The sequence below is a fragment of the Vibrio sp. 1402 genome, from assembly GCF_033340275.1.
Genome location: NZ_JAWOWE010000006.1, coordinates 1 through 15,407 on the forward strand (window position 1 = coordinate 1; position 15,407 = coordinate 15,407).

Consider the following 15,407-nt stretch of genomic DNA (forward strand, 5'->3'; position numbering starts at 1 on the left):
GCCGACTACCGGAATCGAACTGGTGACCTACTGATTACAAGTCAGTTGCTCTACCTACTGAGCTAAGTCGGCACACTTTATTCTTTGTGCTTTTGTCCGTGTTATAACATTTCGTTAAGACACCAACAAATCAAATTGTGGTGCCCGGAGGCGGAATCGAACCACCGACACGAGGATTTTCAATCCTCTGCTCTACCGACTGAGCTATCCGGGCAACGGAGCGCTATTAAACGGATTTTCCCGCGTTGCGTCAACCACTTTTTTTAAATAATTTCAAAAAAGTGGTTGTTCGAACGCTTTTTATTCAACTGTCACTACAAAGTTTGCTTCGAGTTAAATTCCTTTTTGAAATTTGTAACTTTTTCTAGGTAGCGACGCGCTTCTGCGTTCGGGTGTTTCTTGGTTAACGCCCAATAAACTTGGTTGGGTTGCAATGAATTAAGATCTTGCATTGCGCGTTTGCGATCACTGCGATGAAATGTGTTTAAAACTCCTCCAGTACCGCCATTGTAAGCTGAAATCATGCTGTACTCGAGAGAGGTAGGGTGGCGGACTTCTCTTAAATAACGATTTTTTAAGATATAGAAATACGCAGTACCAGTATCTATGTTGTTTTCTGGATTAAACAAATATTCAGGGCTTGGTTGGCCCGAGCGCTTTTTCACGAGTTTGAACACATCTCGTCCCGCTGTTTTAGGTACAACTTGCATTAGGCCATATGCATTTGCCCAACTTACCGCGTATGGGTTGAAACTGCTCTCGGTTTTAATAATGGCGTATATCAAGTCTTCTGGAATGTCGTATTTCTTGGAAGCTCGACGCACGATATCGGCGTATTGGTAGCTGCGAGTTGAAAAGTGGTCTTCAACCATGGGAATTTCGACGTAATACGCTTTCTTGAAATCTACATTTTTGGTTTTTATTTTATTTGCGATGAGGTATTCCGCAAATCGGTTTGCCCGCCAAGACCATTGAATTGGCTTATTGTCTTGGTCGACAACTTGTTTATACAGGAATGGTTGCCCCTCTAACGTGATACCTTTAGAGGAGAATAAGTCGACGTGAGCGGGATCGTCTGGTGTTAATAAGGTGGTGACAATCGCGTCTTTTAGGTGTTTTTGGGGCTCGGTCGGTGATACGGTCTCTATCGTGATCACGCCTTTGCGAAAGTCGACCTCGGCGCGGCTAAGGTAGTTATCGATGTACTTAACGTAATTACTCTTGCCTGCGTACTTGATTTCTTTTTTACCCCAGCGCTTTTGAATATTGCCTGAAAAGCTATTGATTAAGGCATCTAGCGCCGCAGTATCTTTTTCAAATTGTCCTGGTAGCTCAGCTAAGTTATTGGCAAAACGGTTTGTTGGCTCGTAGTTGACGTCATAAATCTTTTCGACGAATTCACGGCTACAGCCTGCCATTAAAAGTGCGGCAGCAATAAAGACAATTTTTTTCATAAGTATCAGAGTTATTGAAGGTAATAGAAAAATGACACCACAAATGGTTGTGATGTCATTGTTTAACTCAAGCGACTTTATTCGCTCGGCGGTGTGTAACCTTCGATATGAACGTCTTTTCCTTCAAAGAGGAAATTTACCATTTCTGTTTCGATCAGTTTGCGGTGTTCTGGATCCATCATGTTGAGTTTCTTCTCGTTGATCAACATGGTTTGTTTGTGTTGCCACTGAGCCCACGCTTCTTTCGAGATGTTGTCGAAAATGCGTTTACCTAGTTCACCAGGGTAAAGTTGAAAGTCTAGACCTTCGCCTTCTTTCTTTAGTCGAGCACAAAATACAGTGCGGCTCATAATGACTCCTTGTATTCAATTAACGAAGTTCGTGGGGTAGCGTTTCCAGCAATAGTTTTACTGGCGCGGCTAAACCGACTTCTTCAGGTTTAGATAAGTTATACCAAAGACCTTTGTTGCCTTCCATTATCACGTCCGGTTGCTTTGATAAATCAATCAAAATTGGCGTGATATCTAGGTGGTAATGGCTGAATGTATGACGAAAGGTAATCAGTGTTTGCTTCTGTTTGATATTGCTGGCTTGAATGCCGCGTTGATCCAGTAGCAATTCAATGTCGCTTTCTGCATCCACATGTTCGGTTTGTGGGAAGCAGAATAAGCCACCCCAAATGCCTGTTTGTGGTCTTTGCTCCAACCACACCTCATGACCATTTTCGGTGTTGTGGTGAAGCATCACGAAACGAGTTTGCTTGATTGGTTTATCTTTCTTCGGTTTTTTGCCCGGGTAGTCGAGCACATTACCTTGTTGTTTTGCCACACACAGGTCAGCAACAGGGCAGAGGCTACATTTGGGTTTGCTGCGAGTGCAGACCATTGCGCCCATGTCCATCATTGCCTGGTTATACTTATCTACATCCGTTTGTGGGGTATGCGTTTCGGCAATTTCCCACAGCTGGTTTTCAACCTTTTTTTGTCCTGGCCATCCTGCAACTGCGAAACAGCGGGATAGGGTGCGCTTCACGTTACCATCAAGAATCGCGTGTGGTTGTTTATACACAGACGATAAAATGGCGGCAGCAGTAGAGCGACCAATCCCCGGTAGGGCGTTCATTTTCTCTATATCAAGAGGAAACTCACCATTGTATGTAGAGGCGACCTCTTGTGCTGCTTTGTGAAGGTTACGGGCTCGGGCGTAATACCCTAAGCCAGTCCAAAGGTGTAGGACTTCATCTTGCTCAGCATTGGCAAGATCGATTACGGTTGGAAAGCGCTCCAAGAAACGTTGGTAATACGGAATAACCGTAGTGACCTGAGTTTGCTGAAGCATAATTTCAGACAACCAGACACTGTATGCGGTCTTATTTTGTTGCCACGGAAGATCTTTTCTTCCATATGCGTCATACCATTCTAGGATGGCACTGGCGAAAGGTGTCACGACTTGCTCTGTATTCTATTATTGGTTAGGTGCAAAATTGCACCACATAATGGGCAAGAAGTACAACGGATAAACAGTAGGGATATAAAGAGGTGTTTCGTTGCTTTTGGATTGCCATAGACCAAGAGCTCAACAAATACTTGCACCTAAGTAAATTCTTTGGATAATCCCCGCTTTGATTAATCAATGTGCAGGCAAAATCAATGAGTGAAGTAACCACTAACGAATACAACGAAGACGGAAAGCTGATCCGCAAAATCCGCAGCTTTGTACGCCGTGAAGGGCGTTTGACTAAAGGTCAAGAGAGCGCGATGAATGAATGCTGGCCTACGATGGGTATTGACTTCAAAGCTGAACTTCTCGATTGGAAAGAGGTGTTTGGCAACGATAACCCAGTAGTGCTTGAGATCGGTTTTGGTATGGGTGCTTCATTGGTTGAAATGGCAAAGAACGCGCCAGAGAAAAACTTCATCGGTATCGAAGTTCATAGCCCAGGCGTGGGTGCTTGTCTTGCCGATGCTCGCGAAGCGGGAATTACTAACCTGCGTGTAATGTGTCACGATGCGGTAGAAGTATTCGAACACATGATCCCAAATGGCAGCTTATCGACACTGCAATTGTTCTTCCCAGACCCTTGGCATAAGAAGCGTCACCACAAGCGTCGTATTGTTCAATTAGGTTTTGCGGAAATGGTGCGTGAGAAGCTTATCCCTAATGAAGGTATTTTCCACATGGCGACCGACTGGGAAAACTACGCAGAGCACATGATTGAAGTGATGAACCAAGCGCCTGGTTTCGAAAACATTGCTAAAGATGGTGATTTCGTTCCTCGTCCAGACGATCGCCCGCTAACGAAGTTTGAAGCTCGTGGTCACCGTCTTGGTCACGGTGTTTGGGATATCAAATATAAGCGTATTGCGTAACCAGAGGAGTTCATGGGATGTACCATTACGCGATATTAGCGAATCCGGGTCATAACCGAATTTACTTTGATAGCGCAATGACCATTGCCTGTTCTGAGCTAAAAGCAATTTTAGCTTCACAAGGCGTGGATGTGACAGAAATTGGTAGTAAAGACGTTGGCTTACCTGCTGCGTTGGTGTTTTCTTGTCAGGAAGCGCTAACCGATGAGCAGGCGCGAAGAATCGCAGCCTCTTCGATTTACTATGCGCTATTTGAAGTGCGCGAAGATGGTTTACTTCGACCAGTTCAAGCGCCCGTATTTAACACTTTCCCGGAAAGTATGAGCCAGATTTTGCGCTACACCGGGAAAACAAACGAGCAGTTTACCCGTTTGATGGTGAATATCGGCATTAGTGCGTCCAATACGGGAAGTGAACAACTGACCTTAATGGATCCAATGTGTGGTAAAGGTACAACCTTATTTGAAGGCTTGATCCACGGTTTGAACGTGGTAGGGGTTGAGATCAACGCCAAGTGGGTGCAAGAGATCCAGACCTTTATTGTTAAGTTCATGAAGAATGGCCGCTTTAAGCACAAAGTGAGCAAAGAAAAGCGCACTGCGGGTGGCAAGAAAGTGGCGGATGGTTTCGTGGTTGAAGCTGCAGCAAATAAAGAAGATTACAACCAAGGCAATCTTCAGTTTATGAAGCTGTATTCGGCTGATACTCGTATCGCTGATCAAGTCGTGAAAAAGAACTCAGTTGATGTGATGGTGTCTGATCTGCCTTATGGCGTGCAGCACGGCAGCAAAAATGCCAAGGACAGCAAACTGAACCGTAGTCCACTAGAGCTTTTAAAAGAGGCTCTGCCTGCATGGAAAGTGGTATTGAAAAAGCAAGGTTCAGTGGTGTTGTCTTTCAATGAATTCACATTGAAATGGAAAGATGTCGCGGCATTATTTGAAGAGCAAGGTTGGAAGGTACTTTCAGAAGAGCCTTACATCGGTTATCTTCACCGTGTTGATCAATCTATCAACCGCAATATTATTGTGGCAGTAAAACCATAATCGACTTGAGTCGAACGAACCCTATGGAAAAGCCAACGACACGTTGGCTTTTTTTACCTCTGAGCTCAACGAGTTCTCTTGTAAATAGAAGGTAGAGAATGAAACCGACAGTGGAAATTTTGACAGATATTTTGGCGGAAGTACGCCCTTTAATCGGCCAAGGTAAAGTGGCTGATTATATTCCTGCTCTGGCAAAAGTACCCAGCAACAAGTTAGGTATTGCGGTATACACCAACGAAGGTGAGGTTATTAAGGCGGGTGATGCCGATGAACCTTTCTCTATCCAATCTATTTCAAAAGCATTGAGCTTGACGTTAGCGATGTGCTTGTACAAGCAAGAAGAAATTTGGTCTCGAGTGGGAAAAGAGCCTTCGGGGCAGGCATTTAATTCGCTAATCCAGCTAGAAATGGAGCAAGGTATTCCTCGTAATCCATTTATAAATGCTGGAGCGATAGTAGTGGCAGATTTGTTACAAACTCGCTTATCTGCACCTCGTCAGCGCCTGTTGGAATTTGTGCGTCAGCTTTCTGGTGATACCCATATTGTGTATGACAAAGTCGTTGCGGCATCCGAAATGATGCATGGTGATCGTAATGCGGCGATTGCATATCTCATGCGTTCGTTTGGCAACTTCGAAAATGAAGTGATTCCAGTACTACAAAACTACTTCCACGCTTGTGCGCTGAAGATGAGTTGCGTCGATTTGGCTAAAACGTTTAGCTATTTAGCAAACAAGGGCACATCGGTACAAACGGGTAAGCCTGTAGTTTCTCCTGTGCAAACCAAACAACTTAATGCACTGTTAGCAACGTGTGGCTTGTATGATGGCGCGGGCGAGTTTGCTTATCGCGTTGGAATGCCTGGTAAGTCTGGTGTTGGTGGTGGCATTATCGCGGTAGTACCTGGTGAAATGACCATTTCAGTATGGTCTCCAGAGCTTGATCCTTCAGGTAACTCGCTTGCGGGTACTAAGGCGCTTGAGCTGCTCTCAGAGCGAATTGGCCGTTCAATTTTCTAATGTTGGAAATGTGTCAACCTTATTTAGGACGGCACAGTTTCTAAATAAAAAGCCTCTCAATTGAGAGGCTTTTTTTGTTTTGGGGTTGCGTTACTCTTCGCTTTCTTCGGCCATAAAGGCTTCGAGCAAATCATTAAGGAAGAGCTTCCCTTTTTCAGTAATTTGCCAGTGGGTAGGCGTTTCACTCAGGTAGCCCATTTCTATCGCCCAGTTGATGGTTTCTTGAATCGTACTGAGCGGTAAGCCCGTAGTGTCTACATAATCTTGCTTCGGACAGGCTTCGATTAAGCGGAATCGGTTCATAAAGAACTCGAATGGACGATCTTCATCCAGGACGACATGTTCTGTATGCAGATAAGGTTTGACCATATTTTGATAAGCCGCTAAATAGCCTCGCGGGTGTTTTACCTTTGTCGTTCGAATAATACGTCCGTCGGTAAAACTGAGTTTGCCATGAGAGCCACAACCGATACCAAGGTAATCACCAAAGCGCCAGTAGTTGAGGTTGTGCTGACACTGATAGCCCGGCTTACTGTAACCGGAGATTTCATACTGCACATAACCCGCAGCTGCAAGTTTTTGGTGTCCGAGCTCGAAAATATCCCACAAGTCATCATCGTCAGGTAGCGTTGGTGGCTTGTAGTAAAACATGGTGTTTGGTTCGATGGTCAGCTGATACCAAGACAAGTGCGGCGGTGCCAACTCAATCGCTTTGTCCAAATCTGCCAAGGCTTGTTCGATGCTTTGATCAGGTAAGCCGTGCATGAGATCGAGGTTAAAGCTGTTCAAACCGATTTGGTGCGCCAGCTTAGCAGCATTGACGGCTTCGTCTTGGCCGTGAATGCGCCCCAAACGCTCAAGCTTCTGCTGCTCAAAGCTTTGCACGCCGATAGAGATACGCGTTACCCCGGCTTTACGGTAGCCAACAAAACGCTCTGCTTCGATGGTGCCTGGGTTCGCTTCCATGGTAATTTCGATTTCAGGCTTGAACGGAATACGCGCTTCAATGCCCTTAAGTAGACGCTCGATACCTTCTGCCGAAATCAAACTCGGCGTACCACCACCAATGAAGATTGAATGCAGTGGACGTGGCGCTTCGTTAAGTCGGTATTTCTCAATGTCGGTATCCAAATCTTCTAAAAGGGCACTGATGTACTCTTCTTCTGGAATCTCGGTTTTGAGCGCGTGAGAGTTAAAGTCGCAATACGGGCACTTTTGCACACACCACGGGATGTGTACATACAAGCTGAGTGCTGGGGGCGTTAACATGGTCTAATTCGCTCGTGATTACTGAGACACTTGCTCAGACAGTTGAGCAAACAACGACTTGAGCGCTTTACCGCGGTGAGACAGTTGTTTCTTACGTGCAGGTTCAAGTTCGGCTGACGCACAGTTGTCTTCAGGAACAAAGAAGATTGGGTCGTAGCCAAAGCCATTTTCACCGTGTGCTTCAGTTAGAATTCGGCCTTCCCATTTACCGTGACAGACGATAGGCGTTGGGTCGTTCTCGTGACGCATGAGGACTAATACACAGTGGAAACGTGCTGTACGCTCTGCTTCTGGTACGCCTTCCATTGCCGCTAGCAATTTTTCTAGATTCTCTTGATCAGATGCGCTCTCGCCTGCGTAACGTGCAGAGTAAATGCCCGGAGCGCCTTTTAAGAAATCGACTTCTAAGCCAGAGTCATCTGCAATCGCAGGAAGCCCTGTTTCTTGTGCGGCATGGCGAGCTTTAATGATTGCGTTTTCAATGAAAGTTGTACCCGTTTCAGCTACTTCCGATACATTGAATTCACTTTGCGCTAATACTTCAAAGCCGAAGTCAGACAACAAATCTGCCATTTCACGAACTTTGCCTTGGTTACCAGTTGCTAGCACAATTTTTTTCATGGGAATCTCTTTTAATAGTGATAGAGGAGAACAAATCGTTCTCCTCTAGATATTCTTTAACTAATAAGTGGTTTTTAGCCTGCTTAGATCCAAAAGCTTTTGGAACATCACAACCCAATTACTCTTCAACATAAAACTTCTGGGTGAATTTAAGCTTACCTGAGCCTTTGTTTCCAGCTTTTACGTCAATATCGAAAGTAAAAGTTTCTTCGTGGGTAATTGGCAGTTCGGCTAAATAGTATATCGCATTGCCTTCTTTGACTTCACGAAAGGTCAAGGTCTGAGTTTGGCCGATAAGGTTCTTCGCGCGTCCAGCAATTTTTGCTTCTAATGCTGGCTTACCCAATGAAGCTCTATCTAACACGCTAATATTAACCACAGCGAGGTATCCATTACGTTTGATATCGTAGCTACGTGCGACTTTGGGTGTTAGGAATGTTGAGTTAAACGCGACATAGTGTACTTCGATATCTTTCATATTTTTAAACTGATCGGCGAAGCTTGGTAACGACAACAGGCTAATCAGTAATGCGGTAATCCATTTGCTCATTGTTACTTCCTCAAAGCACTTGTTATAAAACAACCATAGCTGCAATTTTACCTTGGTCAGGGGTAAAAAATGCGTACTCAGTCGTTGGTATTAGTAAGTGTGGTACAAAATCGTAAATAAAAAGCCATCATAAGATGGCTTTAATTTCTGTCGGTATCTGGGTAGGCGATTCTATCCGAATTTGTTTGTGCCGTCCTAATTCACCTTTTTCTATGTGAACCAAGCCCTTAGCGATTTTAAACTGCTTGGCTAAGAACTTAGTTAGGTGTGCATTAGCTTTGCCATCGACAGGTGGAGCAGTAATGGCGATTTTTAGCTCTTCACCATGCAAGCCAACGATTTTATCGCGGCTAGCTTTAGGTTGAATATAGAGCTTCAGGATGATGTCCTCACCATCTTGCCAAACTGCAGCTGACATTATAGCTGGAACCAAATTGGACCAATGATATCGCCCATTAAGAAGTTCGCGAACTGCAAGCCGATAAATAACACCAGTACGCTTAAATCAAGACCACCAATAGCCGGAAGAATACGACGGATTGGAGCGCACATTGGCTCGGTCAGTTGATGGAATACGTACTCGATAGGGCTGCGGCCTTGGCTTACCCAGCTCAAAATTGCACGGATCAATAGTACCCAGAACAATAGGCCACCTGCGGCTTTGATTAATGATAATAAGCCCAAGAATAAGAAGTCAGCACTGAAAGAGACGGAACCGTTCGAAGCTATTAGGATAAGCACGACAAATTTAAGCACACACAACACGTAGGCAAACAACACGGTTGCTAGGTCAATATTCCCCACGGAAGGGATAACGCGGCGCAATGGACCAATGACCGGCTGAGTCGCTTTTACTATAAATTGCGAGAATGGGTTGTAGAAGTCTGCGCGCGCAGCTTGCAACCAAATTCGCAAAATTACGACCATGATGTACAGGTCAAATAGGGTTGAGATGAGAAAACTCATTGAATTCATAAGGTACCCTTAACAAGTGATGGATGATACTAAACGGAGTTCATCCAAATAATTAAAACAGTTTTTCCATTTCTTCCGCGCGAGCCACAGCAGCTTGCATGGCTTTAGCGACAATATCTGAAAGTTGATGTTCGTTGAATGTACGCAGTGCTTCTGCCGTTGTCCCACCTTTCGAAGTTACGTTCTCACGCAGGGTCGATAGCTCAGTTTCTGGGTTGCTAACCACCATACTGGCCGCGCCCAGTGCAGCTTGCTGAACCAATAGTCGAGCGGTCTCTTTATCAAAGCCTTGCGCAATCGCTTCTGCTTGCATCGCTTCCATAAACAGGAAGAAGTATGCTGGAGCACTGCCCGCTGCGGCAATCACATTATTGATGCCAGACTCTTGCTCAACCCAACATACTTTACCGACCGCTTCCATTAACTCTGCGGCAAAAGCTTTGTCGTGCTCGGTTACATGAGTTGGTGCGAACAACCCACTCATACCCAATCCAAGTTGTGATGGCGTATTTGGCATAACACGAACCAAGTTCAATTTGGTGGCTAGCATATCATCCAATCGTGAACAGTTGATGCCTGCGGCAATAGAAATCACCAGTTTATTAGTGAAATCGATCGATTGCAGTGGTTTACAGACATCCGCCATCATTTGCGGTTTTACAGACAATACCACCACATCCGCCTCGGTCGCAGCTTGGATGTTATCGCTGGTGGTACGGATGCCAAAATCTTGTTCTAGCAGAAGGCGGCGAGCCTCTGAAGGAGCCGTCGCGGTAATGTTTTGCGCTGGGTATCCGTTAGCAACCAAGCCGGAAACAATGGCTCTCACCATGTTGCCAGCACCAATGAAGGCGATTTTTTTATGTTCCATTTGTCTGATTTCCATCATGATATTTAGAATTTGTTGTGCGCTCAGGTGTATAATGGCGCCGCTGTTACTTACTGCTCCTATTGGCGAGTAAGATGATTGCGCATTTACGCTCTAACGATTGGCGACATAACTTATGTCGCGAGTGAGCGTTTTGTTGATTTAGCTGTAGTCTCGTGCGCCGAAAATAGCGGTTCCAATACGAACCATTGTACTACCAGCTTCGATTGCAGCGGTCATATCACCACTCATTCCCATTGATAATGTATCGATTTCCGGGAACTGTGCTTCGAGTGTTTGCTTCAACGTAGCCAACTTCTGAAATTCACGGAGTTGTGATTCGTAGTCAGACACGTTGGCAGGAATCGACATCAACCCTCTTAAAGTGAGGTTAGGTAGGCGAGAAATCAACTCCGCCAGCTCGAATACTTCCGCTTCAGTGACACCAGACTTAGATGCCTCACCACTGGTGTTAACCTGAATCAGAACTTGTAGCGGTTTAAGTTCGCTTGGACGCTGATCATTCAGGCGTTGAGCAATCTTGGTTCGATCGATGGTGTGAACCCAATCGAAATGTTCGGCAACAAGTCGCGATTTATTCGACTGAATCGGGCCAATGAAGTGCCATTCGATTCGATTATCTGGATAATGCTCGGCAAAGTGCTGAACTTTACTGACGCCCTCTTGGACGTAGTTTTCACCAAAGGCGGTTTGTCCCGCTTGGTAGGCTTCGAGAATTGCCTCGACAGGTTTAGTTTTGCTTACCGCTAGAAGTTGCACTGACTCTGGAGTTCGACCACATTTTTGCTCGTCATATCGAATTTGAGAGGTGATATGTTCAATATTTTGTTGAATACTACTCATAGCTGTACTTTAGACTTAAGGATTTTAAATGGATATCACTGAGTTACTGGATTTTAGTGTAAAACATAATGCCTCGGATCTACATCTTTCTGCAGGTGTCCCACCAATGGTTCGTATTGATGGGGATGTGAGAAAACTAGGCATTCCAGCGTTTACACACCAAGAAGTGCATCGTTTGGTTTTCGAAATCATGAACGATGCCCAACGCAGTGAGTTCGAAGAAAAACTCGAAGTCGATTTCTCTTTTGAGTTGCATAACGTTGGCCGTTTCCGTGTCAACGCTTTCAACCAATCTCGCGGTTGTGCGGCAGTATTCCGTACCATTCCAAGTAGCATTCCAACTCTGGAAGAGCTAGAAGCGCCAGAGATCTTCAAAAAAATTGCGAACGCTGAAAAAGGCTTAGTTCTGGTCACTGGCCCAACAGGTTCAGGTAAATCGACGACCTTAGCAGCCATTGTTGACTACATTAACCGTAATCACAACAAGCACGTACTCACAATTGAAGATCCGATTGAATTTGTTCACAACAACAATAAATGTTTGATCAACCAGCGTGAAGTTCACCGTGACACCCATAGTTTCCAAAACGCACTGCGCAGCGCATTGCGTGAAGACCCGGATGTCATTCTGGTTGGTGAGATGCGTGACAAAGAAACCATCAGCCTTGCGTTAACGGCGGCGGAAACGGGGCACTTAGTGTTCGGCACGTTACATACCAGCTCGGCGGCAAAAACCATTGACCGTATTATCGATGTGTTTCCTGGTAGTGATAAAGATATGGTTCGCTCGATGCTATCTGAGTCCCTTCGTTCGGTTATCGCGCAAAAGCTTCTGAAGCGTAATGGTGGTGGCCGTATTGCATGCCATGAAATTATGATGGCAACGCCTGCGATTCGCAACTTGATCCGCGAAGACAAAGTCGCGCAGATGTATTCGGTCATTCAAACAGGTGCGGCTCACGGCATGCAAACCATGGAGCAAAATGCTCGTCAGTTAATGGCGCAAGGCATGGTTGCTCGTGAAGAGGTCGATAGTAAGATCGGATTAGAAGTGCAGCAATTCTCGTAACGTTCATACAGATAATGGTGAATACGGAAGATGGATCTAGATAAATTTCTCGAAGGCATGTTGGCGCTGAAAGCGTCGGATCTTTACATCACGGTTGGAGCGCCAATTCTATTTCGTGTGGATGGCGAATTGCGTCCGCAAGGGGAAAAACTCACCGAGAGTGATGTGGCTGCATTACTCGACAGCGCTATGGAACCAGATCGGCGTCAGGAATTTCGTAAAAGTCGCGAGTCGAATTTTGCCATTGTGAGAGATTGTGGCCGCTTCCGTGTGAGTGCCTTTTTTCAACGCGAGTTACCAGGCGCAGTGATTCGTCGTATTGAAACTAATATTCCTACTTTTGAGCAGTTAAAGTTACCGTTAGTGTTGCAAGATTTGGCGATAGCTAAGCGTGGTTTGGTGCTGGTGGTCGGTGCTACTGGATCGGGTAAATCGACCACCATGGCGGCGATGACAGGCTATCGAAACAGCAATAAAACCGGGCACATTTTGACGGTCGAAGATCCGATCGAGTTCGTGCATGAACACAAGCGCTGTATCGTGACTCAACGTGAAGTTGGGTTAGATACGGAAAGCTATGAAGTTGCGCTTAAAAACTCGCTGCGCCAAGCACCAGATATGATTTTGATTGGTGAGATCCGTAGCCGTGAAACAATGGAATACGCGATGACCTTCGCCGAAACGGGTCACCTGTGTATGGCAACGTTGCACGCCAACAATGCAAACCAAGCTTTAGAGCGCATTCTTCACTTGGTACCGAAAGATCAAAAAGAACAATTCTTGTTCGATTTGTCGATGAACCTAAAAGGCGTGGTTGGTCAGCAGCTGATCCGAGATAAAAATGGGCAGGGACGTCATGGTGTATTTGAGATCTTGCTAAATAGCCCACGTGTGTCGGATTTGATTCGTCGCGGAGATTTACATGAGTTGAAGTCAACCATGGCTCGCTCAAATGAGTTTGGTATGCTGACGTTCGATCAATCTCTTTATAAGTTAGTGATGCAAGGTAAGATCAGCGAAGAGGATGCACTACATAGTGCCGACTCAGCGAATGATCTGCGCCTGATGTTGAAAACGCAGCGTGGTGAAGCATTCTCTACGGGCAGTTTGGCAAACGTTAAGATCGATATGGATTAATCCAATCCAGAAACAAAAAAGGTTGGCAGAAGCCAACCTTTTTTCATTGTGCTTGAAGTGTTTACTCACCCCAAAGGGCTTCAAACCAGCTTTCTAGAATCACCACCGCTGACTGGCAGTCAACATTACCTTTCGATAGGGCTTTGTAGCCGCCCATGCTGAACAACTCCGCACGAGCTTCTGCAGTAGATAAACGCTCATCATGCAGCTCAACAGGCAATCCGTATCGGCCTTGCAGACGCTTAGCAAATTTTCGTGCACGAGGGGTTATGGTCTCAAGGTCTTTACCATGCAGATCGGTCGGTAAACCGACCACTAGCAAATCTGGTTGCCACTCTTTGATTTGCTTTTCGATATCGTCCCAGTTTGGAATACCGTCATTGGCTTTAAAGGCTTTTAATGGGGAAGCTGTACCAGTAATTTCTTGGCCAATAGCGCTACCAATGCTTTTGGTTCCAAAGTCAAAAGCCATAATTGTGCGTGACATAAGGTGTCTCTATCTAATGTAACTGTATATTTGGACTAAGCATGTCCAGAGTCTGCTGAAAGGTGACTTGGGTCGATACCCAGCTTTTCGACCGCTTTCTTCCAACGCTCGTTGATTGGTGTATTAAAGATAATTTCAGGCGTCGCTTCAATGGTGAGCCAAGAGTTTTCGACCAGCTCACTTTCTAATTGGCCTGCACTCCAACCGGAGTAGCCAAGTGCCACTAAGTAATCACTTGGTTCTGCTTCTGTTCCTAACACCGACAGAATATCACGCGAAGTGGTTACCGCGAGGTCATCGGTCATTTGGACGCTGGACTCGTAGTAATCTTTGGGTTTATGCAAAATAAAGCCACGATCTTCCGAGATTGGGCCGCCATTATAAACTGGTCTATCTAGACTGGCTTCAAATAGGCGCGGGTGTACTGGCTGAACTTCCACCTGCTTGAGCATGTTGCCGACGGTGATATCAACAGGAGCATTGATCATCAGCCCCATAGCGCCGTCTTCGTTGTGCTCACAAACGTAGATCACGCTGTTTTGAAAGTACGGATCTTTCATCCCAGGCATGGCAACCAAAAAGTGATTTGTGAGATTCATACTCATACTGACCCTTAACTCTCGTAAATGCCCTTAAGCAAACATCATACAATTTACATCTAGGTATGTGCATGAGTTTGCTTAAGTTAATGTACTACGCTCTCTATTAACTGTAATACAGTTTGAGTTATTCGCCTTTTACTCGACGCTCAATCGCATCCATCAGCTTGCCTGTGATTGAGATATCAAAAGCTGCTTCAATTTCGCGAATACAGGTTGGGCTGGTGACGTTGATTTCTGTTAGCTTGTCGCCAATTACGTCAAGGCCAACAAAGATAAGGCCTTTTTCTTTCAGTGTCGGAGCAACGGTTTGCGCAATTTTGAGGTCGGTTTCGCTTAGCGGACGAGCTTCACCAGTACCACCAGCGGCTAGGTTGCCGCGCGTTTCGCCTTTAGCAGGAATGCGTGCTAGACAGTAAGGCATAGGTTCGCCATCTACCACTAGGATACGTTTGTCACCGTTGCTGATGTCTGGCACGAAGGTTTGTGCCATTGCGTAGTTTTGACCGTGGTTAGTCAATGTCTCGATGATTACAGAGACGTTTGGATCGTTTTCTTTTACACGGAAGATGGACGCGCCACCCATACCATCAAGCGGTTTCAGGATGACATCACCATGTTTTTCACGAAATTCTTTAATTTTTTCTGCTTTTCGCGTCACGATCGTTGTAGGTGTCAGCTCTGGGAACCATGCTGTAAACAGCTTTTCGTTACAATCACGTAAGCTTTGAGGCTTGTTAACGATCAGTGCACCCTGTTCTTCTGCACGCTCAAGGATGTAAGTCGCGTAGATGTATTCAGTATCAAACGGAGGATCTTTACGCATTAGCACCGCGTCTAGCTCAGACAGTTCGATAGTTTGCTCTGATTTGAACTCGTACCAACCGTTTGGATCTTCTTTTAGTTCTACCACTTTAGTATCTGCAATGGCAACGCCTTGATCGAGATGCAGATCATTCATTTCCATGTAGTGGATTTCATAGCCGCGTCGTTGCGCTTCAAGCATCATGGCAAAGCTAGAGTCTTTTTTGATGTTAATGGACGAGATTGGGTCCATTACGATACCGAGTTTGATCATTA

18 protein-coding genes and 2 tRNA genes are annotated in these 15,407 nt (G+C 45.4%); 5 read left to right on the plus strand and 15 right to left on the minus strand.

Going from position 1 to position 15,407, the window contains the following annotated elements; genetic code table 11:
* From R7044_RS12815 to mutY, 5 genes are all read right to left on the minus strand, one after another.
* A tRNA-Thr gene (locus R7044_RS12815) sits at window positions 1–72 on the minus strand.
* A gap of 66 nt (window positions 73–138) precedes the next feature.
* Window positions 139–214: transfer RNA gene (locus R7044_RS12820), tRNA-Phe, on the minus strand.
* A gap of 100 nt (window positions 215–314) precedes the next feature.
* On the minus strand, window positions 315–1,454 hold the full coding sequence (gene mltC / locus R7044_RS12825; protein ID WP_005381001.1) for a membrane-bound lytic murein transglycosylase MltC: 1,140 nt from the start codon (window positions 1,452–1,454) through the stop codon (window positions 315–317).
* Between the two features lie 77 nt (window positions 1,455–1,531).
* Entirely contained in the window at window positions 1,532–1,804 is a 273-nt protein-coding gene (locus tag R7044_RS12830) for an oxidative damage protection protein (RefSeq protein WP_005381002.1), read from the minus strand.
* Window positions 1,805–1,823: 19 nt separating this feature from the next.
* Complete coding sequence (gene mutY, locus R7044_RS12835) at window positions 1,824–2,900, minus strand: A/G-specific adenine glycosylase (RefSeq protein ID WP_017635575.1); 1,077 nt, start codon at window positions 2,898–2,900, stop codon at window positions 1,824–1,826.
* Between the two features lie 203 nt (window positions 2,901–3,103).
* Here mutY and trmB point away from each other — a divergent pair, with 203 nt between their 5' ends.
* From trmB to glsB, 3 genes are all read left to right on the plus strand, one after another.
* Complete coding sequence (gene trmB, locus R7044_RS12840) at window positions 3,104–3,823, plus strand: tRNA (guanosine(46)-N7)-methyltransferase TrmB (RefSeq protein ID WP_005384506.1); 720 nt, start codon at window positions 3,104–3,106, stop codon at window positions 3,821–3,823.
* A 17-nt stretch (window positions 3,824–3,840) separates the two neighbouring features.
* Entirely contained in the window at window positions 3,841–4,869 is a 1,029-nt protein-coding gene (locus R7044_RS12845) for a TRM11 family SAM-dependent methyltransferase (RefSeq protein WP_005384509.1), read from the plus strand.
* A 98-nt stretch (window positions 4,870–4,967) separates the two neighbouring features.
* Window positions 4,968–5,888 (plus strand): glutaminase B, encoded by a 921-nt coding sequence (gene glsB, locus R7044_RS12850; RefSeq protein ID WP_005381007.1) that lies wholly within the window; start codon window positions 4,968–4,970, stop codon window positions 5,886–5,888.
* Window positions 5,889–5,978: 90 nt separating this feature from the next.
* On the opposite strand, the gene hemW is transcribed toward glsB, so the two are convergent.
* The 7 genes from hemW to R7044_RS12885 all read right to left on the minus strand — a co-directional run bounded on the left by hemW (window position 5,979) and on the right by R7044_RS12885 (window position 11,035).
* Window positions 5,979–7,157, minus strand: coding sequence for a radical SAM family heme chaperone HemW (hemW, locus tag R7044_RS12855; protein ID WP_054577161.1), 1,179 nt, complete (start codon window positions 7,155–7,157; stop codon window positions 5,979–5,981).
* An 18-nt stretch (window positions 7,158–7,175) separates the two neighbouring features.
* On the minus strand, window positions 7,176–7,778 hold the full coding sequence (locus R7044_RS12860) for an XTP/dITP diphosphatase (protein WP_005381009.1): 603 nt from the start codon (window positions 7,776–7,778) through the stop codon (window positions 7,176–7,178).
* Between the two features lie 118 nt (window positions 7,779–7,896).
* Window positions 7,897–8,328 carry a DUF4426 domain-containing protein gene (locus R7044_RS12865; protein ID WP_005381010.1) on the minus strand — a complete coding sequence of 144 codons (432 nt, stop codon included), beginning with the start codon at window positions 8,326–8,328 and terminating at the stop codon, window positions 7,897–7,899.
* 127 nt (window positions 8,329–8,455) lie between these two features.
* Window positions 8,456–8,746 (minus strand): DUF167 family protein YggU, encoded by a 291-nt coding sequence (yggU, locus tag R7044_RS12870; protein WP_005393980.1) that lies wholly within the window; start codon window positions 8,744–8,746, stop codon window positions 8,456–8,458.
* Window positions 8,746–9,303 (minus strand): YggT family protein, encoded by a 558-nt coding sequence (locus R7044_RS12875; protein ID WP_005381012.1) that lies wholly within the window; start codon window positions 9,301–9,303, stop codon window positions 8,746–8,748. Before R7044_RS12875 ends, yggU begins: the two co-directional genes overlap by 1 nt.
* A gap of 52 nt (window positions 9,304–9,355) precedes the next feature.
* Entirely contained in the window at window positions 9,356–10,174 is an 819-nt protein-coding gene (gene proC / locus R7044_RS12880; RefSeq protein WP_005381013.1) for a pyrroline-5-carboxylate reductase, read from the minus strand.
* Between the two features lie 159 nt (window positions 10,175–10,333).
* Window positions 10,334–11,035 carry a YggS family pyridoxal phosphate-dependent enzyme gene (locus R7044_RS12885; protein ID WP_005384521.1) on the minus strand — a complete coding sequence of 234 codons (702 nt, stop codon included), beginning with the start codon at window positions 11,033–11,035 and terminating at the stop codon, window positions 10,334–10,336.
* Between the two features lie 28 nt (window positions 11,036–11,063).
* On the opposite strand from R7044_RS12885, the gene R7044_RS12890 reads away from it, so the two are divergent.
* Window positions 11,064–12,104, plus strand: a complete 1,041-nt coding sequence (locus R7044_RS12890; protein WP_064377329.1) for a type IV pilus twitching motility protein PilT — start codon at window positions 11,064–11,066, stop codon at window positions 12,102–12,104.
* A 30-nt stretch (window positions 12,105–12,134) separates the two neighbouring features.
* A complete protein-coding gene (locus tag R7044_RS12895; RefSeq protein WP_005381016.1) occupies window positions 12,135–13,241 on the plus strand; it encodes a PilT/PilU family type 4a pilus ATPase in 1,107 nt (368 codons plus the stop codon).
* A 61-nt stretch (window positions 13,242–13,302) separates the two neighbouring features.
* Here the strand turns inward: R7044_RS12895 and ruvX are convergent, their stop codons facing one another.
* The 3 genes from ruvX to gshB form a co-directional block, all read right to left on the minus strand.
* Window positions 13,303–13,728 carry a Holliday junction resolvase RuvX gene (gene ruvX, locus R7044_RS12900; protein WP_005381017.1) on the minus strand — a complete coding sequence of 142 codons (426 nt, stop codon included), beginning with the start codon at window positions 13,726–13,728 and terminating at the stop codon, window positions 13,303–13,305.
* A 35-nt stretch (window positions 13,729–13,763) separates the two neighbouring features.
* Entirely contained in the window at window positions 13,764–14,327 is a 564-nt protein-coding gene (locus tag R7044_RS12905) for a YqgE/AlgH family protein (RefSeq protein WP_005381020.1), read from the minus strand.
* Between the two features lie 127 nt (window positions 14,328–14,454).
* Window positions 14,455–15,405: a glutathione synthase gene (gene gshB / locus R7044_RS12910; RefSeq protein WP_005381021.1), complete on the minus strand. Its 951-nt coding sequence runs from the start codon at window positions 15,403–15,405 to the stop codon at window positions 14,455–14,457.
* Window positions 15,406–15,407 lie beyond the last annotated feature (2 nt).

What these genes read in the sequence shown, in the direction of transcription:
- mltC (WP_005381001.1), bottom strand. Translation starts at nt 1,454, where the DNA reads ATGAAAAAAATTGTCTTTATTGCTGCCGCACTTTTAATGGCAGGCTGT.
- R7044_RS12830 (WP_005381002.1), bottom strand. Translation starts at nt 1,804, where the DNA reads ATGAGCCGCACTGTATTTTGTGCTCGACTAAAGAAAGAAGGCGAAGGT.
- trmB (WP_005384506.1), top strand. Translation starts at nt 3,104, where the DNA reads ATGAGTGAAGTAACCACTAACGAATACAACGAAGACGGAAAGCTGATC.
- R7044_RS12845 (WP_005384509.1), top strand. Translation starts at nt 3,841, where the DNA reads ATGTACCATTACGCGATATTAGCGAATCCGGGTCATAACCGAATTTAC.
- glsB (WP_005381007.1), top strand. Translation starts at nt 4,968, where the DNA reads ATGAAACCGACAGTGGAAATTTTGACAGATATTTTGGCGGAAGTACGC.
- hemW (WP_054577161.1), bottom strand. Translation starts at nt 7,157, where the DNA reads ATGTTAACGCCCCCAGCACTCAGCTTGTATGTACACATCCCGTGGTGT.
- R7044_RS12860 (WP_005381009.1), bottom strand. Translation starts at nt 7,778, where the DNA reads ATGAAAAAAATTGTGCTAGCAACTGGTAACCAAGGCAAAGTTCGTGAA.
- R7044_RS12865 (WP_005381010.1), bottom strand. Translation starts at nt 8,328, where the DNA reads ATGAGCAAATGGATTACCGCATTACTGATTAGCCTGTTGTCGTTACCA.
- yggU (WP_005393980.1), bottom strand. Translation starts at nt 8,746, where the DNA reads ATGTCAGCTGCAGTTTGGCAAGATGGTGAGGACATCATCCTGAAGCTC.
- R7044_RS12875 (WP_005381012.1), bottom strand. Translation starts at nt 9,303, where the DNA reads ATGAATTCAATGAGTTTTCTCATCTCAACCCTATTTGACCTGTACATC.
- proC (WP_005381013.1), bottom strand. Translation starts at nt 10,174, where the DNA reads ATGGAACATAAAAAAATCGCCTTCATTGGTGCTGGCAACATGGTGAGA.
- R7044_RS12885 (WP_005384521.1), bottom strand. Translation starts at nt 11,035, where the DNA reads ATGAGTAGTATTCAACAAAATATTGAACATATCACCTCTCAAATTCGA.
- R7044_RS12890 (WP_064377329.1), top strand. Translation starts at nt 11,064, where the DNA reads ATGGATATCACTGAGTTACTGGATTTTAGTGTAAAACATAATGCCTCG.
- R7044_RS12895 (WP_005381016.1), top strand. Translation starts at nt 12,135, where the DNA reads ATGGATCTAGATAAATTTCTCGAAGGCATGTTGGCGCTGAAAGCGTCG.
- ruvX (WP_005381017.1), bottom strand. Translation starts at nt 13,728, where the DNA reads ATGTCACGCACAATTATGGCTTTTGACTTTGGAACCAAAAGCATTGGT.
- R7044_RS12905 (WP_005381020.1), bottom strand. Translation starts at nt 14,327, where the DNA reads ATGAATCTCACAAATCACTTTTTGGTTGCCATGCCTGGGATGAAAGAT.
- gshB (WP_005381021.1), bottom strand. Translation starts at nt 15,405, where the DNA reads ATGATCAAACTCGGTATCGTAATGGACCCAATCTCGTCCATTAACATC.